The 19,699-nt window shown below is 67.1% G+C and carries 18 protein-coding genes; 8 read left to right on the top strand and 10 right to left on the bottom strand.

Annotation, left to right across the window (positions count from 1 at the left end):
* Positions 1 to 54 precede the first annotated feature (54 nt).
* From ACZYW1_RS20500 to ACZYW1_RS20485, 4 genes are all read left to right on the top strand, one after another.
* On the top strand, positions 55 to 3,027 hold the full coding sequence (locus ACZYW1_RS20500) for a bifunctional [glutamine synthetase] adenylyltransferase/[glutamine synthetase]-adenylyl-L-tyrosine phosphorylase (protein ID WP_463788297.1): 2,973 nt from the start codon (positions 55 to 57) through the stop codon (positions 3,025 to 3,027).
* A 124-nt stretch (positions 3,028 to 3,151) separates the two neighbouring features.
* Complete coding sequence (locus ACZYW1_RS20495) at positions 3,152 to 3,763, top strand: PaaI family thioesterase (RefSeq protein ID WP_463788817.1); 612 nt, start codon at positions 3,152 to 3,154, stop codon at positions 3,761 to 3,763.
* Positions 3,760 to 4,620, top strand: a complete 861-nt coding sequence (locus ACZYW1_RS20490) for a TIGR03619 family F420-dependent LLM class oxidoreductase (RefSeq protein WP_463788296.1) — start codon at positions 3,760 to 3,762, stop codon at positions 4,618 to 4,620. Before ACZYW1_RS20495 ends, ACZYW1_RS20490 begins: the two co-directional genes overlap by 4 nt.
* A gap of 33 nt (positions 4,621 to 4,653) precedes the next feature.
* Positions 4,654 to 5,769: an epoxide hydrolase family protein gene (locus ACZYW1_RS20485; RefSeq protein WP_463788816.1), complete on the top strand. Its 1,116-nt coding sequence runs from the start codon at positions 4,654 to 4,656 to the stop codon at positions 5,767 to 5,769.
* A 3-nt stretch (positions 5,770 to 5,772) separates the two neighbouring features.
* Here the strand turns inward: ACZYW1_RS20485 and ACZYW1_RS20480 are convergent, their stop codons facing one another.
* The 3 genes from ACZYW1_RS20480 to ACZYW1_RS20470 all read right to left on the bottom strand — a co-directional run bounded on the left by ACZYW1_RS20480 (position 5,773) and on the right by ACZYW1_RS20470 (position 8,104).
* Positions 5,773 to 6,186: a DoxX family protein gene (locus tag ACZYW1_RS20480; RefSeq protein ID WP_463788295.1), complete on the bottom strand. Its 414-nt coding sequence runs from the start codon at positions 6,184 to 6,186 to the stop codon at positions 5,773 to 5,775.
* A 16-nt stretch (positions 6,187 to 6,202) separates the two neighbouring features.
* Positions 6,203 to 7,657, bottom strand: a complete 1,455-nt coding sequence (locus ACZYW1_RS20475; protein ID WP_463788294.1) for an aldehyde dehydrogenase family protein — start codon at positions 7,655 to 7,657, stop codon at positions 6,203 to 6,205.
* Between the two features lie 90 nt (positions 7,658 to 7,747).
* The gene (locus ACZYW1_RS20470; protein ID WP_463788293.1) at positions 7,748 to 8,104 is read right to left on the bottom strand and encodes a MarR family winged helix-turn-helix transcriptional regulator; all 357 of its coding nucleotides are present in this window, start codon (positions 8,102 to 8,104) and stop codon (positions 7,748 to 7,750) included.
* Positions 8,105 to 8,261: 157 nt separating this feature from the next.
* Here ACZYW1_RS20470 and ACZYW1_RS20465 point away from each other — a divergent pair, with 157 nt between their 5' ends.
* Entirely contained in the window at positions 8,262 to 9,194 is a 933-nt protein-coding gene (locus ACZYW1_RS20465) for a quinone oxidoreductase family protein (RefSeq protein ID WP_463788292.1), read from the top strand.
* Between the two features lie 80 nt (positions 9,195 to 9,274).
* On the opposite strand, the gene glnA is transcribed toward ACZYW1_RS20465, so the two are convergent.
* Positions 9,275 to 10,711, bottom strand: a complete 1,437-nt coding sequence (gene glnA, locus ACZYW1_RS20460; RefSeq protein ID WP_463788291.1) for a type I glutamate--ammonia ligase — start codon at positions 10,709 to 10,711, stop codon at positions 9,275 to 9,277.
* A 195-nt stretch (positions 10,712 to 10,906) separates the two neighbouring features.
* Here glnA and ACZYW1_RS20455 point away from each other — a divergent pair, with 195 nt between their 5' ends.
* Positions 10,907 to 11,359 (top strand): RDD family protein, encoded by a 453-nt coding sequence (locus tag ACZYW1_RS20455; RefSeq protein WP_463788290.1) that lies wholly within the window; start codon positions 10,907 to 10,909, stop codon positions 11,357 to 11,359.
* 2 nt (positions 11,360 to 11,361) lie between these two features.
* Here ACZYW1_RS20455 and ACZYW1_RS20450 read toward each other — a convergent pair whose 3' ends face one another.
* From ACZYW1_RS20450 to sucB, 5 genes are read right to left on the bottom strand one after another with little or no spacing between them, the layout of a single operon-like run.
* Positions 11,362 to 12,114 (bottom strand): DUF4191 domain-containing protein, encoded by a 753-nt coding sequence (locus ACZYW1_RS20450; RefSeq protein WP_463788289.1) that lies wholly within the window; start codon positions 12,112 to 12,114, stop codon positions 11,362 to 11,364.
* Positions 12,115 to 12,142: 28 nt separating this feature from the next.
* Complete coding sequence (gene lipA / locus ACZYW1_RS20445; protein WP_463788288.1) at positions 12,143 to 13,090, bottom strand: lipoyl synthase; 948 nt, start codon at positions 13,088 to 13,090, stop codon at positions 12,143 to 12,145.
* 29 nt (positions 13,091 to 13,119) lie between these two features.
* Positions 13,120 to 13,839, bottom strand: coding sequence for a lipoyl(octanoyl) transferase LipB (gene lipB, locus ACZYW1_RS20440; protein WP_463788287.1), 720 nt, complete (start codon positions 13,837 to 13,839; stop codon positions 13,120 to 13,122).
* Positions 13,840 to 13,883: 44 nt separating this feature from the next.
* Entirely contained in the window at positions 13,884 to 14,792 is a 909-nt protein-coding gene (locus tag ACZYW1_RS20435) for a TIGR01777 family oxidoreductase (RefSeq protein WP_463788286.1), read from the bottom strand.
* Between the two features lie 13 nt (positions 14,793 to 14,805).
* Positions 14,806 to 16,623 (bottom strand): 2-oxoglutarate dehydrogenase, E2 component, dihydrolipoamide succinyltransferase, encoded by a 1,818-nt coding sequence (gene sucB / locus ACZYW1_RS20430; RefSeq protein WP_463788285.1) that lies wholly within the window; start codon positions 16,621 to 16,623, stop codon positions 14,806 to 14,808.
* A 382-nt stretch (positions 16,624 to 17,005) separates the two neighbouring features.
* Between sucB and ACZYW1_RS20425 the strand changes: the two genes are divergently transcribed.
* Both ACZYW1_RS20425 and ACZYW1_RS20420 read left to right on the top strand, forming a co-directional pair.
* Positions 17,006 to 17,374, top strand: coding sequence for a hypothetical protein (locus tag ACZYW1_RS20425; RefSeq protein WP_463788284.1), 369 nt, complete (start codon positions 17,006 to 17,008; stop codon positions 17,372 to 17,374).
* Between the two features lie 27 nt (positions 17,375 to 17,401).
* Entirely contained in the window at positions 17,402 to 18,142 is a 741-nt protein-coding gene (locus ACZYW1_RS20420; protein ID WP_463788283.1) for a hypothetical protein, read from the top strand.
* Here the strand turns inward: ACZYW1_RS20420 and ACZYW1_RS20415 are convergent.
* A complete protein-coding gene (locus ACZYW1_RS20415) occupies positions 18,139 to 19,695 on the bottom strand; it encodes a leucyl aminopeptidase (RefSeq protein ID WP_463788282.1) in 1,557 nt (518 codons plus the stop codon). The two genes, ACZYW1_RS20420 and ACZYW1_RS20415, sit on opposite strands and share 4 nt — an antisense overlap.
* Positions 19,696 to 19,699: the final 4 nt, after the last annotated feature.

Raw genomic sequence — 19,699 nt, 5'->3', positions numbered from 1 at the left:
GGCGGTGATTAGGACGCATCCAGATCCAATGCCATCTGCGCTACCGTCGAGGACGTGAACCAACCAGTGACGGCACGGTCGAAAGTGCCCGGCCTCGGCCGCCTCGGGTTGGTCGACGGCCGCGCCAGCGCCAACCTGGCTCAGCTGGGCTGGAACACCGAAGAACGCGTCGAGGTGCTGTGGTCGCTGTCGCGGGCGCCGGACGCCGACGCAGCGCTGTCCACAACGGTCCGACTGGCCGAGGCGCTGGGCGACCAATGGGGCGAGCTCAACGAGGCGCTGCTGGCCGATCGTTGTCTGCGCGGACGGTTGTTCGGTGTGCTCGGATCGTCGCTGGCATTGGGCGATCATCTGGTGGCCAACCCGCAGGCGTGGCATCTGTTGCAGGGCAACGTCCGCCTGCCGTCGCTGGAGAAGCTGCGGGCCGATTTCGCCGAGTGTGTGGCCGAGCCCCCCACCGCCGCCGGGTCGGTGGTGTGGCGGCTGCGCGCGTTGTACCGCAACCGGTTGCTGATGCTGGCGGCGATGGACCTGGCACCGATCGTGGAGAACGAGCCGGTGCTGGAGTTCCGCGAGGTGGGCGCGCACCTGGCCGACCTCGCCGACGCCGCGCTGGGCGCGGCGCTCTCGGTCGCCGAGGCCACTGTCTGCGGTGACGAGCCGCCACCGCGGCTGGCGATTATCGCGATGGGCAAATGCGGTGCGCGCGAACTGAATTACGTCAGCGACGTCGACGTCATCTTCGTCGCCGAGTCGGCCGATCCGGTGTCGGCGCGCATCGCCGGAGAGCTGATGCGGCTGGCCTCGGACGCCTTCTTCCAGGTCGATGCCGGGCTGCGCCCAGAAGGTCGCCACGGTGAGCTGGTCCGCACCCTCGACTCGCACATCGCCTACTACCAACAGTGGGCCAAGACCTGGGAGTTCCAGGCGCTGCTCAAGGCGCGCCCGGCCGCCGGTGACGCCGAGCTGGGTAAGCAGTACATCGACTCACTCATGCCGATGGTGTGGAATGCCTGCGAGCGTGAGGATTTCGTGCGGGAAGTCCAAGCGATGCGCCGGCGGGTCGAGCAGTTGGTGCCCGCCGACGTCCGCGCACGCGAGCTCAAACTCGGCAGTGGCGGGCTGCGTGACGTCGAGTTCGCGGTGCAGCTGCTGCAACTCGTGCACGGCCGCACCGACGAGTCGCTGCATGTGGCGTCGACGGTCGATGCGCTGGCCGCGCTGGGGGCCGGCGGCTACGTCGGTCGCGACGACTCGGCGAACTTGACCGCCTCCTACGAATTCCTCCGGCTGCTCGAACACCGGTTGCAGTTGCAGCGGCTCAAGCGCACGCACATGCTGCCGCCGCAGGACGACGACGAGGCGCTGCGCTGGCTGGCGCGGGCGGCCCATGTGCGGCCTGACGGCAGCCGCGACCGGCTCGGGGTGTTGCGCGACGAGCTCAAGCGACACCACATGCGGGTGTCGAAGTTGCACGCGAAGTTGTTCTACCAGCCGCTGCTGGAATCCCTTGCGCCGGAGGGGCTGGAGTTCTCGCAGGGCATGACGCCGGCCGCCGCCGAGCGCCAGCTGGCCGCACTCGGCTACGAGGCGCCGCAGAGCGCGCTGACCCATCTGTCCGCGTTGATCAATCAAAGCGGTCGTCGGGGCCGGGTGCAGTCGGTGCTGCTGCCCCGCCTGCTGGACTGGCTTTCCGACACCCCCGACCCCGACGGCGGGCTGCTGGCCTACCGCCGGCTCAGCGAGGTGATGGTCAGCCAGCGCTGGTATCTCTCCACGTTGCGTGACAAGCCTTCGGTGGCAAAGAGATTGATGCATGTGCTGGGCACCTCGGCCTACGTTCCGGAGTTGCTGATGCGCGCGCCGGAGGTGGTGCAGAACTACAGCGACGGGCCGTCCGGGCCCAAGCTGCTCGACGTCGATCCCGACGCAGTCGCCGGTGCGTTGGTGGCTTCGGCCGGCCGGCAGAGCGATCCGGTGCGCGCGATCGCGATCGCCCGCTCGCTGCGCCGCCGTGAGTTGGCCCGCATCGCGTCGGCCGACCTGCTCGGCATGCTCGACGTCACCGACGTGTGCGCGGCGCTGACCGCGGTGTGGGTCGCGGTGCTGCAGGCCGCCCTCAATGCCGTGATCCGGGCCAACCTGCCCGAGGGTGGCGAGGCGCCCGCCGCGATCGCAGTCATCGGGATGGGCCGGCTCGGCGGCCGCGAACTCGGCTACGGATCCGACGCCGACGTGTTGTTCGTCTGCGAGCCGGCCGACGGTGTGCAGGACTCGAACGCGGTGAAGTGGTCGGTGACCGTGGCCGAGCAGATCCGCGCGCTGCTGGGAACGCCGAGCGCCGACCCTCCGCTGGAGGTCGACGCCAATCTGCGGCCCGAGGGCCGCAGCGGGCCGCTGGTCCGCACGCTGGCGTCCTACGCGGCCTATTACGAGCAGTGGGCGCAGCCGTGGGAGATCCAGGCTCTGCTGCGGGCCGACGCGGTTGCCGGTGACGCGGAGCTGGGACGACGGTTCCTGCACATGGCCGACACCACCCGCTACCCCGCCGGCGGGGTGTCCGACGAGACTGTCCTCGAAATCCGGCGGATGAAGGCGCGGGTGGACTCCGAGCGGCTGCCGCGCGGCGCCGACCCGAAGACGCACACCAAGCTGGGACGCGGCGGACTGGCCGACATCGAGTGGACCGTGCAACTGCTGCAATTGCGCTACGCCAGTGAGATTCAGGCGCTGCACAACACCTCGACGCTGGCGAGCCTGGACGTCGCCGCCGAGGCCGGACTGATCAGCACCGAGGACGCCGACCTGCTGCGCGACGCCTGGCTGACCGCGACGCGGGCCCGCAACGCGCTGGTGCTGGTTCGCGGCAAGCCCACCGACCAGCTGCCTGGTCCCGGGCGCCTGCTCAACACCGTCGCGGTGGCCGCCGGCTGGGCCAAGAACGGCGACGGCGGCGAATTCCTGGACAACTACCTTCGCATCACCCGGCGTGCAAAAGCTGTCGTGCACAAGGTTTTTGACGAGTGAGCACGCCCCGGTAGCGGGGCGTCGGATGCCACGGTGTTAGTAAGGACGTAACGGTCGGATGCCGACGGAGGCCCGCCACTGACGCCAGGAGGCGGGGTTGGACGCGAAGGTCCCTTATCAGGTGATGAGCGCCGACGAACACGACCGGCTCGCTGCCCTCTACAGCCCGCTGACCGACGACGTCCGCGACCTGATCCAGGCCGTGCTGAGCACCGAAGTCGAGCCGGACGCCATCGAGTCAGCCCGGACCACGATCCGGTCGGCCACTGAGGTATTGCGCAGCAGACAGCGCGACGAGGCGCGGGTGGTGCGGTACGCCGTCGGGGGACGCCCGGTGGTGTGGGGCAACGCGGTCATCGGTCTGCGCAACGCGATCGCGCCGCCGCTGACCGTCCAGCGTGGCGACGACGCGTCGTCCTGCTGGAGCGAGTTCACCCTCAGCTCTGCCTACGAAGGACCGCCCGGCTGGGTGCACGGCGGGGTGTGCGCGCTGGTGCTCGACCACGTGCTCGGCGAGGCCGCCAGCGCGGGTCTGACCAAACCGCTGTTCACCGGCACCCTCACGCTGCGCTTCGTCCGCGGAACTCCACTGGGCAGACTGCGCGCCGACGCTGCGGTCGAGCGCAGCGAAGGCGTCAAAACCTTTGTCTCCGGGAAGCTTTCGGATTCCGAAGGAGTAACTGTAGAGGCTGAGGGGATCTTCATCACGCCGGCGTGGGCGCGGGCCGTCGAATGAAGTTCTACGTCAGCAGCGCGTTTCTGGACACCAAGGAGATCGTCGAGATCGCGAAGGTGGCCGATGATCTCGGCTACGACGGGATGGCGATCCCCGATCACATCGTCAACCTCGAGACGCTGAACACCCCGTACCCCTACACCAAAGACGGCCGGCGGCGCTGGCAGCCGTTCACCGAGTGGCCCGACCCGTGGGTGCTGGTCGGCGCGCTCGCTCAGGTCACCACTCAGCTGCGATTCGTCACCACCGTCTACATCCCGGCGATGCGCAACGCGTATTCGGCGGCCAAATCCATTGGCACCGCGGCATATTTGGCCGACGGACGGGTCGAACTGGGCATCGGCGTCGGCTGGTGTGAAGAAGAGTTCGACCTGATGGAGCAGCCCTTTGCCAAGCGGGGCAGACGCACCGACGAGATGCTCGAACTGATGCGGACTCTGTGGTCGCCGGACTGGACGGAATTCGACGGCGAGTTCTATCAGACGCCCCGGCTGGAAATGCAGCCCACACCGCCGCCGATACCGATCTACGTCGGCGGGCTCAGCGACATCGCGCTACGCCGCGCGGCGCGATACGACGGCTGGATCGGCGACCTGATCGACACCGGGCAGGCGATCGGGGCCGCGAACAGAATCCGCGAGTTGCGGGCCGAAAAGAGCTTGGGGATGGATGATTTCACCATTCTGACGCCGCTGACCGACGCCTTCACGACCGAGCACTACCAGCGCGCGGAAGACGCCGGCATCAGTGGGATCCTGACCATGCCGTGGATGTTCTACTCCGGGCCGGACGCCACGCTGGGGCAGAAGATCGACGGCATGAAGAGGTTCCGCAAGGACCTCGCCCTCGACGTCTGAACGTCGGCCTGCATGATGAAGGCTATGTCGGAAATCAGGCCGTATCGCATCGACGTCCCCGCCGCCGTTCTCGACGACTTGCACGAGCGCCTGGCGCGCACCCGTTGGCCGGAGTCCGAGACCGTCGACGACTGGACGCAGGGCATCCCGCTCGCCTACACCCGTGAGCTGGCCGCCTATTGGGCCGACGGCTACGACTGGCGCTCACGCGAAGCCGCTTTGAACGAGTTCGACCAGTACATCACCGAAATCGACGGCCTGGACCTTCATTTCATCCATCAACGGTCGCCGCACGACAACGCGCTACCGCTGGTGCTGACGCACGGCTGGCCGGGTTCGGTGGTGGAGTTCCACAAGGTGATCCAGCCGCTGGTCGATCCGCCGTCGGGCCGCGCCGAGGACGCTTTTCACGTGATCTGCCCGTCGCTGCCCGGATACGGGTTCTCCGGCAAGCCGACCGGGACCGGTTGGGGCGTGGAAAAGATCGCGGCGACGTGGGAGAAACTGGTCGAACGGCTCGGCTACGACCGCTACGGCGCCCAGGGCGGCGATTGGGGTGCGGCGGTCACCACGCAGATCGGCCGCAACGGTGGCCGGTGTGCGGGCATCCACCTGAACATGCCGATCGCGAAACCCGCAGCCGGGTCGGACGAATACTCCGAAGACGACCAGAAGGCGCTCGCGGCGTACGTCGAACACCGCAAGTGGGGCACCGGCTACTCCAAGCAGCAATCCACCCGGCCGCAGACGCTGGGTTACGGGCTGGTGGACTCGCCGGTGGGCCAGCTGGCGTGGGTCGTCGAGAAGTTCTGGGCGTGGGCGGACTGCGACGGGCATCCCGAAAAAGTGTTCAGCCGTGACGAATTGCTCGACAACGTGATGATGTACTGGGTCACCGGAAGTGGCGCGTCGTCGGCCCGACTGTACTGGGAGAGCTTCAACCGGTTCGTCAGCGACGGCCGGGTCGAACTGCCCACCGGTGTGGCGTCATTCCCGAAGGAGATCCTGCGTACGCCGCGAGCCTGGTGCGAGGCGGCGTACAACATCACCCGCTGGACGACGATGCCTCGCGGCGGACACTTCGCCGCCTTCGAGCAGCCGGAGTTGTTCGTCGACGACGTCCGTGCTTTCTTCGCGACGCTGCGTTAAACCTCAGCCCCGCAACCGGCCTCGCCGCCGGGCCTCGAGAGCGTAGGGGCCACCACCGGCGAACACCAGCAGCAGGAACGCGAAGCAGTACATCACCGACTCCTCGCCGTGGTTGTTGATCGGGAAGAAGCCGTCCGGGAAGTGGACGCTGAAGTAAGCGAACGCCATCTCCCCGGATGCCAGGAACGCCGCGGGCCGGGTGAACAGCCCGAGCGTGATCAGCACGCCGGTGATGAGCTCGATCCAAGCGGCGTAGAAGGCGGGCCACTCGCCAACGGACGCAACGTGACCCGCCGCCGGCCAGCCGAGCACCCCGGACAAGCCGTGGCAGAGGAACAACAGTCCGAAGATCACTCGAAATACGGACAAGGCGATCGGCAGGTAGGAGTTCAGCCGGGCCTCGAGATTTTGCGCCATGCGCAGACGATACTTCCTAAAGCTGCATCCAGACCGACTTCGTCTTCATGTACATGTCGATGCCCTCTTTGCCGAACTCATGGCCCCAACCGGACTGCTTGTGACCGCCGAACGGCACGTCATGGTCAAAGACCAACTGGCAGTTGACCTGCACGCTGCCGGCCTGCATGCGCCTGACCAGCCGGTGCGCCCGGCCGAGGTTCTCGGTGTAGGCGGTGGCCGCCAGCCCGTAGGTGGTGTCGTTGGCCAGCGCGATGGCCTCGTCCTCGTCGTCGAACGGCAGGATGCTGACCACGGGGCCGAAGATCTCCTGCCGGTAGAGCCGCATCGAGGTGTCGACGTTGGTCAGGACGGTCGGGTGGACGAAGTAGCCCTTGCGGTCCAGGCGGTGGCCACCGGTGACCACCTCGACGCCCTCGGTCTTGCCTTCGTCGATGAATCCCATGACGCGGGTCAGCTGCTTCTGGCTGATCAGCGGGCCGCTGACGCAGCCCTCCTCGCTGGGGCCGCCCAGCTTGAACGTGTTGGCCATCATCGAGATGCCCTCCACGACACGGTCATACACGCCGCGCTGGGCAAAGATCCGCGACCCGCACACACAGCCCTGGCCGGAGTGCACGAAGATTCCCAGCGACGCCATCAGGATGGTCTTGTCCATGTCGGCGTCGTCGAAGATCAGCACCGGCGACTTGCCACCGAGTTCGAGGGTGACCTTCTTGAGGTTGTCGGCTGAGGCCCGCACGATCTCCTTGCCGACCTCCGTCGAGCCGGTGAAGGCGACCTTCTCCACGTCCGGGTGCGCGGTGATCGCGGCACCCGCGGTGTGGCCGTAGCCGGTCAGCAGATTGACGACGCCCTCGGGAACACCGGCCTGATGAATCAACCGGTCCAGCAGCAGAGCCGAAAGTGGGGTCTCCTCAGCCGGTTTGACGAGCAGGCTACAGCCGGCCGCCAGCGCAGGGGCGAGCTTGGCGCTGGCGTTGAAGATCGGGCCGTTCCACGGGAAGATCAGGCCGACCACCCCGTAGGGCTCTTTCAGGGTGTAGGCGTGCATGTTGACGTAGGCATCGGTCGCGATGCCGTCGGTCCGCACGTCGTAGGCGACGCCGTTGATCTTCGAACACCAGCCCGCGTAGTAGCGGAAGAACTCCGCACACGTCGACATCTGCAGGGTGGCCTGCAGCAGCGGCATCCCGGTGTTCAGCGAGTCGAGCTGGGCGAACTCGTCGGCGTGCTCGTCGATCAGGTCGGCGATCTTCCACAGCACCTTGGCCCGCTCGCGGCCGGGCAGCTGGGACCAGACGCCGGACTCGAAGGCCGCCTTCGCCCGCGCGACGGCCTCGTTGACCGCCGCTTCGCCGCAGTCGGTGAATTCGGTAATGGTCTCTTCGGTCGCGGGGTTGATGACGGCGATGACGTCACCCGAGCCGGGTCGCTTACGGATGTCGTCCAAAACTGTCTGCAGCGCCATCTGATCCCTTCCATGCCGTGCACATCGAATGCTGAGCACCTGCTTAGCAAGAGGGATGTTACCCGGTCGAGGTCGAGTCCAACGACGGACTCACGACTCGAGCGATTTTGCGAGCAGAGCGGTGAGTCGCTGCTGCTCGGCGGTGGTCAACGGGTCGGTCAGCGGCCGGATTCGAGCGCTGATCGCGGCGGTGAGCTCCGGCACCAGACGACGGGCCGCCTCGGTCAGTGTTACCCGTACCGCGCGACCGTCTTCGGGATCCGTGGTCTTGGTGACCAGGCCCCGCTGGGTCGCTCGGTCGATGAGGCCGCTGATCGTGGAGCGCTCCAGGCCCGTGAAGGACGAGAGGTCGGCCAAGGTGGGCTGACGATCGCGCAGGATGCCCAATACCCGTAGCTGAGTGAGTGAGAGGTCGTGTTCAGCGGCGACTTCGGTGAGAACGGCCATCAACGCAAAAGACGTTTGCACCAACGCGTCTCGGAGCTCATCCAGCTGACTGACTTGGTCGCTCGCTCTCGACGGCACGGCAGAAGCCTAGCAGATAAGTATCGTATTGCGATCTATTTTAGATCGTATTACCATCTAAAATAAAAGGAGGTCGGTCGTGAAAGCCGCAGTTGTCAAGAGATTCGATGAGGCGCCGCACTACGAGGACTTCCCCGACCCGGTGCCGGCCCGGGCCGGCGAGTTCGTTGCCGACGTCGTCGCCGCCGCACTGCACCCGCGCGTGCGTTCGCAGGCGAACGGATCGCACTACACCAGCACCGGTGAACTTCCGTTCGTGCCGGGCGTCGATGCAGTAGTCCGCGATGCCGAGGGCTCGCTTTACTACGCCCTGTTGGACGACACCACGCTGGGCACGATGGCTCAGCGCACCATCGTCGAGAACGATCGCAGCGTGCCGCTGCCGACCGGTGTTGATCCGGTGGCGGTGGCCGCGGCGACCAACGCGGTGATGTCCTCGTGGGTCGCGCTGCGGCACCGTATCCACTTCACCCGCGGATCGAGTGTGTTGATCTTGGGGGCCACCGGAAGCGCTGGACGGATGGCCATTCAGGTTGCCAAACAGTTCGGTGCCGCCGAGGTCATCGCCGCCGGCCGAAACCCGCAACGGCTTGACGAACTCCTTGCGCTGGGTGCGGACCGCGTGCTCACGCTGGACCAACTCGAACGGGCCAGCCACGTCGACGTAGTCATCGATTACATCTGGGGTCGGCCCAGCGCCCGGGGAATGACCGACCTGCTCAGTCATCGTCGCGACCGCAGCAGAGGTCTCAGCTGGATCCAGATCGGCGCCATGGCCGGCGCCGACGCCGAGATCTCCTCTGCGGCATTGCGATCCGCCCGCATCCAAATCGTCGGCAGCGGCATCGGCTCAGTGGATGGTCGCGATTTCCGCCGAGAAGTTCCCGAGATCGCCAGGTCCGTGGCGACGGGGGCTTTCGAAATTCGCACGCAGACGGTCCCGTTGAGCGACGTCGCAGCCGCTTGGACTCAGCCGGCTAGTTCAACCCATCGACTGGTTTTCATTCCGTAAATACTACGGTGCCGGGAATCCGCGCCCAAACGAAAAACGCGGACGCTCGTGTGAGCGCCCGCGTTTTTCGTAGTCGTCGGTTACACGTCGTAGTAGAGCGCGAACTCGTACGGGTGGGGACGGATCTGCACCGGCAGGATCTCGTTCTCGCGCTTGTAGCTGATCCACGTCTCTATCAAGTCGGGCGTGAAAACGCCTCCCTCGGTGAGGTATTCGTGGTCGTCCTCCAAGCGGTCGATCACGGCCGACAGCTGGGTGGGAGCCTGCGGGATGTTTGCAGCTTCCTCCGGCGGCAACTCGTAGAGGTCTTTGTCGACCGGTGTCTGCGGTTCGATCTTGTTCTTGATGCCGTCCAGGCCGGCCATCAGCATCGCCGCGAACGCCAGGTACGGGTTGCCCGAGCTGTCCGGTGCGCGGAACTCGAGGCGCTTGGCCTTCGGGTTGGTACCGGTGATCGGGATACGCACGGCCGCCGAGCGGTTGCGCTGGCTGTAAACCAGGTTGATCGGAGCCTCGAACCCGGGGACCAGACGCTTGTAGGAGTTCACCGTCGGGTTGGTGAACGCCAGCAGCGACGGCGCGTGGTGCAGCAGGCCGCCGATGTAGTGGCGTGCGGTGTCGGACAGCCCGGCGTAACCGGTCTCGTCGTACATCAACGGATTGCCGTCTTTCCACAGCGACTGGTGGGTGTGCATACCCGAGCCGTTGTCACCGAACAGCGGCTTCGGCATGAACGTGACGGTCTTGCCCGCCTGCCACGCGGTCTGCTTGACGATGTACTTGTACAGCTGCATGTCGTCGGCCGCGTGCAGCAGCGTGTTGAACTTGTAGTTGATCTCGGCCTGGCCGCCGGTGCCGACCTCGTGGTGGCCCTTCTCCAGGCTGAAGCCCGCCGTGATCAGGTTCTGCAGCATCTTGGCGCGCAGGTCGACGTAATGGTCGACCGGAGCGACGGGAAAGTAGCCACCCTTCTGGCGCACCTTGTAACCGCGGTTCGGGCTGCCGTCGAGCTCGGTCGCCGCGCCGGTGTTCCAGACGCCGGAGATCGCGTCGACCTCGTAGAACGTGCCGTTGATCTTCGAGTCGAAGCTGACCGAGTCGAAGATGTAGAACTCGGCCTCGGCGCCGAAGTAGGCGGTGTCCGCGATACCCGTGCTCTTCAGGTAGTTCTCCGCCTTGCGGGCGACGTTGCGCGGGTCGCGCGAGTACGGCTCGAGGGTGAACGGGTCGTGCACGAAGAAGTTCAGGTTCAGCGTCTTGGCCTGGGTGAACAGGTCGATGTGTGCCGTGCCGGTATCGGGCAGGAGCAGCATGTCGGACTCGTGGATGGACTGGAATCCACGAATCGAGGAGCCGTCGAATGCGAGGCCTTCCTCGAACACGCTCTCGTCGAAGAACGAGATCGGAATTGTGAAGTGCTGCATGATGCCTGGCAGGTCACAGAACCGTACGTCGACAAATTCGACGTGCTCGTCCTTGGCCAGTTTGATGATGTCGTCGGCCGATTTTTCAGACACCGAAGCGCTCTCCTTTGCTGCGAGCTTCGAACACTGTGGTCGTTGATGAGCCTCCCGTTACGCAGATGTAACGGACTGCCCGGTCAGACGCTATGGACGCAATGTTGCCTGCGTCAAACCCCGTGTTACATCCGTGTTACGTGATGCGACCGCCGCGCCCCGGAGTCTGGCCAGATGTGACCCTATTGTGGGGTGATGACCGGCAGCAACCAGCCCCCGCAATCCGGCGGTGCGGGGCCGTCGCAGGGCTATCCGGGACAGCCGCTCGGTCTGCCCGAGCACGGCCCGGGCTCTCTGGTCGGCATGGGTCGCCGGTTGGGGGCGTTGATCCTGGACTGGCTGCTTGCCTACGGCCTGGCCGCGCTCGTTATGCGGCTGGGGGTGATCCCACTGCAGGCGCTCTCGACGGCAGTGCTGGTGATATGGCTGTTGCTCGGAATTGTTGCCGTGCGGTTGTTCCAGTTCACCCCAGGTCAATTCGCGCTGGGGCTACGAGTCGCGTCGATCGACCAACGTCAACTGGTCGGGCTGGGCCGGGCCGGCGCGCGCGGCGCGTTGATCGCGCTCGTCGTACCGGCGTTGTTCGTCGACTCCGACGGACGCGGTATTCAGGACCGGGTCACCGGAACAGCCGTCGTCCGGCGCTAGAGCTACCGCCGGCGGACAGACCGCTGTACGCCGCGCACTTTGGCGCCCGCCGGCATCGGGCCCTTGGGCATCGCGGCGGTGCCGGCCCGTGAGCCCAACGCGGCCAGCCGCGACTCCAGTGCGTCCATCTGCTTGACGGTGATGTTGGTCGGCAGCTTGGTGAGGTGCCGCTCCAGCTTGGACAGCGGAACCTCGCCGTCGCCGTTGCCGACGATGATGTCGTAGATCGGCACGTCGCCGACAAGTCGGGCGGTGCGCTTCTTCTCCTGGGCCAGTAAGGGTTTGACGCGTCCGGCCGAGCCCTCGCCGACCAGGATCACGCCCGGCCGGCCGAGTACCCGGTGGACGGCGTCGAGGTGCCCGGTCGCGGCCACTCCGGGGGTGACGCGCCACTTACCCCGCAGGTTGTCCAGCGCCCACGCGGCGGCTCCGGCCTGACCCTCGGCCTTGCCGTACACCGACTTCTGCGCGCGGCGACCGAAGATGATGAATGCCACCAGCGCGCCCAACACGACACCGAACAGTGGCACCGAGATCATCGCGAATCCGCCCGACCACACGCCGAACGCTACGGCGACGGCGACGATCAGCACGAACGCGCCGATCATGTAGGGCAGCAGCCGCTTGTCCTCTTGGCGCTGGATGTTGAATGCCTGCCAGAGCTGGCTACGGCGTTCTTTACTGGCGGCCTTGCGGGCGGCTTTCGCCTCTGCTCGGGCGGCCTTGCTCGGCTTGGCGGTACGTGTCTTGGCCATAATCGCCAAGAATACTGAAAAGCCCGCCTCAGCTTGGCTGCGCGGTGGGCGTCTGCTGCCGGCGCTGATTGGCCTGCTGGTAGAGCCGCCCCGCCCGGTACGACGAACGCACCAACGGACCGGCCAGTACCCCGGCGAACCCGAGTTGATCGGCGTACTGCTCGTAGGAGACGAATTCGTCGGGATGGACCCAGCGGTCGACCGGATGATGCCGCGTCGTGGGGCGCAGGTACTGGGTGATGGTGACGATGTCGCAGCCGGCGGCATGCAGGTCGGCCAGCGCGGCGCGCACCTCGTCGGGCGTCTCGCCCATGCCCAGGATGAGGTTGCTCTTGGTGACCAGCCCGAAATCGCGCGCCGCGGTCAGCACGTCGAGGCTGCGCTGATACGTGAACGCCGGACGGATTCGTTTGAAGATGCGCGGCACGGTCTCCACGTTGTGCGCCAACACTTCTGGGCGGGCTTCGAACACCTCGCGCAGCTGCACGGCGTCGCCGTTGAAGTCGGGGATCAACAACTCCACGCCGGTGGACGGGTTGAGCTGCTTGATGGCCCGCACGGTCTCGGCGTACAGCCACGCGCCGCCGTCAGGCAGGTCGTCGCGGGCCACCCCGGTGACCGTGGAGTAGCGCAGACCCATCGCCTGCACGCTCTCGGCGACCCGGCGCGGTTCGTCGCGGTCCAGCGGGGCGGGCTTGCCGGTGTCGATCTGGCAGAAGTCGCAGCGACGGCTGCATACCTCACCGCCGATCAGGAATGTCGCCTCGCGGTCTTCCCAGCACTCGTAGATGTTGGGGCAACCGGCCTCCTCGCACACCGTGTGCAGGCCCTCGCGGCGGACCAGCTTTTTCAGTTCGGTGTACTCCGGCCCCATTCGCAGCCGCGTCTTGATCCACGGCGGTTTGCGTTCGATCGGGGTTTCCGCGTTACGCACTTCGAGGCGCAGCAGTTTGCGACCTTCGGGGGTAACGGTCATAAGCAGATTCTACGCGGGCGGCGGCGCGCTCACCTGTTCGGCGACGAGGCCTGCGCAGCGGCGGCCGCGGGAGCCGGACCGGAAGCCAACCGGACCGCCAGCCGTCCGTCGAGGGCGTCGCAGACCGCGTCGGCGACCGAGTTCCGGACGTCCTCGACGCCGACCCGGTGGCCCAGTTCGGCGGAGATCGACGTCACGCCGGCGTCGCGGATGCCGCACGGGACGATCGAGGTGAACGCCTCGAGGTCGCAGTCACAGTTGAGTGCGAAGCCGTGCAGCGTGGTCGCTCGCGCCACCCGCACGCCGATCGCCGCGACCTTGCGTGCCGGTCGCCCGCCGCCGGACGGCACCCACACTCCGGAACGCCCGTCGACGCGCTCGACCTGAAGGCCGATGTCGGTACACACCTTGATCAGCGCTTCCTCGATCCGCCGCACGTAGTTGACCACGTCGAGCGGCTCGGCCAGCCCGATGATCGGGTAGCCGACCAGTTGGCCCGGCCCGTGCCAGGTGATCTTGCCGCCACGGTCGGTGTCGACGACCGGGGTGCCATCGGTCGGGCGTTCCTCGGCGGTGGTGCGGCGTCCCGCGGTGTAGACCGAGTCGTGTTCGAGCAACAGCAGGGTGTCGGCGCCGCCGTCGGCCCGGGCGCCGGCCAACTCCTGCTGCACGTCCCAGGCGGTCCGGTAGTCGACTCTCGGCATCTGCCGGATGTCGATGGCGGCGTCGCTGGAGCGGATCGAACTCACCCCGTCGACGCTACAACTCGAACCTGGCCGCACCCTGACAGGCGCTAGCCGATGTCGCGGGAGGCGGTGGCATGGCGCAGCGCCTCGCCGACGGTGTTGTGGTGGAACTCGAAGCCGACCGCTTCGAGGACACCCGGGATGGCCCGCTGACCGCTCAGCAACGCCTCGTCGGCGAACTCGCCGAGCGCGGCGCGCACCGCGAAGCCCGGCACCATCAGCGGAGTGGCCCGGCCGACCGTACGGCCCAGCGCTGCGGTGAACTCTGCGTTGGTGACCGGTGCCGGGCCGGTGAGGTTCACCGGTCCGGAGATCCGTTCATCCGAGATCGCCAACTGCAGTGCCCGGACGGTGTCCTCCAGGCTGATCCACGACATGTACTGCCGTCCGCTGCCCAGCCGGGCGCCCAGGCCGACCGAGAACAGCGGCCGAAGCCGGCGCAACGCGCCGCCCGCCGCGGCGAGCACGACACCGGTGCGGGCCAGCACCACCCGTGCGCCGGCATCCCGGGCCGGTGCGGTGACCGCCTCCCAGTCCGTGCAGAGTTGGGCCAGGAAACCTGTTCCCGCCGAGCCTGTTTCGTCGACAATGTGGTCTTTGGTGTCGCCGTAGTAACCGACGGCGCTGGCGTTGACGAACACGCCGACACCGGCATCGGCGACGGCGGTGGACAACACTTCGGTCGGGGTGATCCGGCTGTCGCGCAGGGTCTGTTTGAACGCCCCGGACCAGCGGCGGCTGCCGACGTTGATGCCGCACATGTTCACCACGGCGTCGACGCCGGTCAGCACGCCGGCGTCGAGTTCACCGCTTTCGGGATCCCAGTGCAGTTCGCCGGCGTTGGCCGGCGTCCGCCGCACGATGCGCAACACCTGGTGGTCGGCGGCGCGCAGGGCAGCGACCAGAGCCGAGCCGATCAGGCCGGAGGAACCGGCGATCGCGACGGTGACGGCCACGGGTCAAGCCTCCCTAGAGACCCAGGTCGGCCTCGAACGCGCCTTCTTCGAGGCGGTGCCTGATGGTGGTGAGGAAGCGCCCGGCGTCGGCACCGTCGATCAAGCGATGGTCGTAGGTCAGCGGCAGGTAGCAGATCGACCGGACGCCGATCGACTCGTTGCCGGTCTCGTCGACCACCACGCGGGGCCGCTTGACGATCGCGCCGGTGCCGAGCATCGCGGCCTGCGGTGGCACCAGGATGGGCGTGTCGAACAATGCGCCCTGACTACCGATGTTGGTGATGGTGAAGGTGCCGCCGGACAGCTCGTCGGGTCGCAGATCGCCGGAGCGGGCGCGTGCGGCGATGTCGGCGACGGCGCGAGCCAGACCGGCAAGCGACAGGTCGCCCGCGTTGTGCACGACGGGGGAGAGCAGACCCTGCTCGGTGTCCACGGCGAAGCCGAGATGCTCGGCGTCGTAGTAGGTGATCTCCTTGGAGTCCTCGTTGTAGCTGGCGTTGATGTTCGGATGCGCCTTGAGCGCGTCGATCGCGGCGCGGGCGATGAAGGGAAGGAAGGTCAGGTTGACCCCTTCGCGCTCCGCGAACGCGTTCTTCGCCCGGTTGCGCAGCGCGACGATGCGGGTCATGTCGACTTCGTGAGTTTGGGTGAGCTGCGCGGTCTGCTGCAGCGACTCCCGCGTCTTCTTGGCGGTGATCTGCCGGATCCGGCTGGCCTTCTGCGTGGTTCCGCGCAGATGCGCCAGTGCCGCCGGGGCGGCCGGAGCGCTGGGCCGGGCAGTCGCCGGGGCGGCGGCGGGCGGTGTGGGTGGTGCGGCTTCCGGAGCCTTGGCGGTCTGGGCTTTGTTCTGCTCCGCGGCGGCCAGCACATCCTGCTTACGGATGCGTCCGCCGACACCGGTTCCGGTCAGCGAGCCGAGGTCGATGTTGTTCTCGGTGGCCAGCTTTCGCACCAGGGGAGTGACGTACGGAGTGCCGGCGCCGTCGCCGGACGGTTGCGGTGCGGGCTCGGCGGCCGGTTGTGGTGCCGGCTCGGCGGCGGGCTTCGCGGCGGGCGCGGGCGCAGCCGGTGCGGGCGGTGGTTCGGGAGCCGGAGCCGGTGCGGGCGGTGGCTCGGGTGCGGCTTGGGGCGCGGGTGCGGGCGGTGCGGCTTGCGGCGCCGGGGCGGCCGCTTCCGGTGCGGGGGCTGCGGCGGCGCCGGAGCCGATGCGGGCCAGCTCGCCGCCGACCTCGACCGTGACGTCCTCTTCGGCGGTGATGCTGATCAGCGTGCCCGCCACCGGCGACGGGATCTCGGTGTCGACTTTGTCGGTGGACACCTCGACCAGCGGCTCGTCGACATCGACGGTGTCGCCGACCTTCTTCAGCCAGCGGGTCACGGTGCCCTCGGTGACGGACTCACCGAGTTCGGGCATCAACACCGGCTGGGAGTCGCCGCCCCCGCTCTGGTCGTCAGCGGCCGGGGCGGGCGGCTGGGCGTCGGTCTGAGGCGCGGCCTCGGCGGCGGCCTGTGGCTCGGGCTCGGGCTCTGGCTGCGGTTCCGGTTGCGCCGCAGGCTGTTCGGCGGGTTGCTCGCCGCTCGGCGAGCCTTCCGACGCGTCGCCGATCACGGCCAGTTCGCCGCCGACCTCGACGGTGTCGTCCTCGTGGGCGACGATCTTGGTCAGCACTCCCGCTGCGGGCGAAGGGATCTCGGTGTCGACCTTGTCGGTGGAGACTTCCAGCAGCGGCTCGTCGCGCTCGACGGTGTCGCCTTCTTGCTTCAGCCAGCGGGTTACGGTTCCCTCGGTCACGCTCTCACCGAGTGCCGGCATCTGCACTGAGAAGGCCATGGACGTCGACTCCTCGATAGATCGGTCGGTGGGCGCGGGTCGACTTCCGGCTTACCACAGCGCGGTGTACCCAAGCTGCACCCGTGATTATCGAAACCATCCTGTCACTGCGGCGACGCCGACACACAACCAGGGCACGCTGGTGGCACCGGTATTCGGCGGTGGCCGTCAGCGACGAAATGTCGCGGTGAGCGCATTGTGAGCCACATCTCATTCGAAGGTTTTGTTCGATAATTCACGCGCGAATTGCTCTGCGCGATGTCCAACTTATTGGACTTAATCACCTACCAAACGGACAGATGCCCTGACGGGCGCCCGAAATTACCGGCTTTTAACGCGTTTGGCATTCCTTAAAGCCGAAAACTTGGATATCTTGTTTCGCGTGTATCCCGATGACAGCGGCAAAGAATTGGCCACCGTGCTCTCCTATCTGGCAGGACGCTCCCTGAGCAGAGAAGAGATCTGGACTGCGATGGAACTGCCGCGGTCCACTTATTACGACCAGTTGGACAAGGGCACCTTGATCACGGCCGATAATCTGCGGGTCGCGGCGGCCAACCTCGGCATCAACCGCGCCGAGCTGTTGACCCGCTACCGGTTCATCGAGCCCGACGAGGTCACCGCGTTGGCCGAGGAGATCCGCGGCAGCACACAGATGCACGCGGTCTCGGGCGGCGGGAGCGTCAAGACGCTCCAGCAGCCGACCAAGATCGCCGAGTGGCGCCCCCGCTCCGACGCGCCTCCGCTGTAAGTCTCCAATCTCGTACGAGGTATTGCTGTGGCACTCACCGCTCTCATCTTCATCACCCTGGCGTGCATCGGCTGGAGCCTGTGGATCCGCAGGGTCACCTGGCACTGCCGCTGGGAGGTAGCGGCGACGGCGAACATCGCTCTGCAAGGGGCCGCCGTCCTGCTGATGTCGCCGTTGGCCGCCAACACCCTGGGCGTCGGCTTGCACGACCTCACCGGTGTGTGGAATCTGCAGAATTATCTCGGCCACGACTGCTACATCGTCGCGGCGTCGGCGATCGTCTACAACGCGCTCGGCCGAATCACCGACGACCATCTGCTGCAGAGGTCGTTCAAGCAGTACGTGGAACGCCCTGCCACGCTGTGCATTCCGCTGCTGTTGGCCACATTCACGCTCAGCCGCGGCAGCAAGACCTACGCCCGCGACTTCTTCGCCCTGCCGACCGACTTCTGGTTGAGCGTCTACTGGATCCTGTTGTGCGGCACCCTCGTCTACCTGCTCGGCTTCGGCTTCCGCGCCATGCTGGTTCTGCGTAAAGACCCGCGGTCGACCAACATCGCCACGCTCTACCTGCTTGCCTGCGGCAGCGGCATGGCCGCCTGCTCGGTGCGCATCATCACCGCGCTGGTGCCGGCCATCCAAGGCCCGATGGACGCGGCGTTGGTCTGGTTCTTCGCCTGCGGCTGCGGTGCCGGTTTCGCGGTCGTCTCGGCCTACTCCTGGCAGCAGAAAGTCCGCTGGTTCAGCAAGCCGGCCGTCGGCGGCTAGCCGTTCGCCGCGATGTCTTCCAGCACCGCGAACATCGTTCGGGTCGGCACACCCGTACCACCCTTGGGCGTGTAACCCCACGGGCTGCCGGAGTTGTAGGCAGGCGCGGCCACGTCGATGTGCGCCCAGTCGACGCCATCGGCGACGAACTCCCGCAGGAACACACCGGCCACCAGCATTCCGGCGAACCGCTGGCCGCTGATGTTGGCCAGGTCGGCCACCGTCGACTTCAGGTCGTCTTTCAATTCGTCGGGCAGTGGCATCGGCCAGCCGTTCTCGCCGATCCGCTGGGAGATCGCGGCCACCCGGTCGCGGAACTCGTTGCTGCCCATCACGCCGGGCGTGCGCGCGCCGAGCGCGACTGTCTGCGCGCCGGTGAGTGTTGACGTCTCGATCAGATAGTCGGGATCGTCCTCGCAGGCCCGGACGATCGCATCGGCAAGGATCAGCCGGCCTTCGGCGTCGGTGTTGAGCACCTCGACGGTTGTACCGCCGTACTGGGTCAGCACGTCACCCGGACGCTGCGCGGTCGACGACGGCATGTTCTCGGCCATCGGCACGGTGGCGATCACGTCGATCGGGAGATTCAGTTGCGCGGCCAGCGTCACGGTGGCGACCACCGCCGCGGCCCCGCCCATGTCGGACGTCATGTGATGCATCGAGGCGGCCGGCTTGATCGAGATGCCGCCGGTGTCGAAGGTGACGCCCTTGCCGACCAGCGCGACCCGCTTGGCCTGCTTGGGCTTTTTGGCCAGCCGTGACCCGCGGTGCGACAGCCGCACCAGACGTGGCAGCCGCGACGACCCCTGTCCGACGCCGACAATGCCGCCGTAACCGTTCTTCTGCAGCGCTTTGTCGTCGAGGATCTCCACCTCGAGTCCGACGGACTCGCCCAAAGCCTTTGCCCGGCTGGCGAATTCGGCCGGGAAGAGGTGGCTGGGCGGGGTGTTGACGAAGTCGCGCGCGGTGGCAACGGCGGTGGCGACGGCAGCGCCATGAACGGCCTGAGCCTTGGCGGCCTTGTCGGTGGACAGCGCCGTGATGCTGCGCAGGCCCGGGTCTTTCGGTGCGGTCTTGTCGGTGCGGAAGGTGGTGAAGCGGTAGCCGCCCAGGACCAGCCCTTCGACCGCCGCCTCCAGGACACCGTCACCCGGCAGTGCGCCCAGCGTGGTGATCGCGGCTTCGGCGCCGCCCAGCGCCCGCGCCGCCGATCCCGCCGCCCGCCGGATCAGCTCCGCCGGGAACTCGTCGCGCTGCTTGCCGAGCCCGACCGTGAGCACGCTCGCGACCGGCAACGACTTCACCACCAGACGGTGCACCTGTTCGGCGGCGCCGGTGGCGTTGAGCGCCCGCAGCCCGTCCACGATTTCGGCGACCGCGTCTTTCGGCAGGAAGGGATCCGCAGCGGCGACCGCGGCGCCGGGTTCGTTGTTGACGTCCTCCGGGCCCGACGACACCACCGGTATGACCAGCACCGCCGACTTTGCGCCGCGGCGCGGTAGCGAGGCGGCGACGGAGACAGCGGGGGCAAGGTAACCGGGTTGGGTGCTCACCATT

Source organism: Mycobacterium sp. IDUB_36, assembly GCF_055419225.1.
This window is presented reverse-complemented; position numbering and strand designations above follow the sequence as displayed.

Bases quoted from the DNA above. Each gene is read 5' to 3' on its own strand.
- ACZYW1_RS20470 (WP_463788293.1), bottom strand. From the start codon at position 8,104: ATGGCCGTTCTCACCGAAGTCGCCGCTGAACACGACCTCTCACTCACT.
- sucB (WP_463788285.1), bottom strand. From the start codon at position 16,623: ATGGCCTTCTCAGTGCAGATGCCGGCACTCGGTGAGAGCGTGACCGAG.
- ACZYW1_RS20490 (WP_463788296.1), top strand. From the start codon at position 3,760: ATGAAGTTCTACGTCAGCAGCGCGTTTCTGGACACCAAGGAGATCGTC.
- ACZYW1_RS20475 (WP_463788294.1), bottom strand. From the start codon at position 7,657: ATGGCGCTGCAGACAGTTTTGGACGACATCCGTAAGCGACCCGGCTCG.
- ACZYW1_RS20450 (WP_463788289.1), bottom strand. From the start codon at position 12,114: ATGGCCAAGACACGTACCGCCAAGCCGAGCAAGGCCGCCCGAGCAGAG.
- ACZYW1_RS20495 (WP_463788817.1), top strand. From the start codon at position 3,152: ATGAGCGCCGACGAACACGACCGGCTCGCTGCCCTCTACAGCCCGCTG.
- ACZYW1_RS20455 (WP_463788290.1), top strand. From the start codon at position 10,907: ATGACCGGCAGCAACCAGCCCCCGCAATCCGGCGGTGCGGGGCCGTCG.
- ACZYW1_RS20480 (WP_463788295.1), bottom strand. From the start codon at position 6,186: ATGGCGCAAAATCTCGAGGCCCGGCTGAACTCCTACCTGCCGATCGCC.
- lipA (WP_463788288.1), bottom strand. From the start codon at position 13,090: ATGACCGTTACCCCCGAAGGTCGCAAACTGCTGCGCCTCGAAGTGCGT.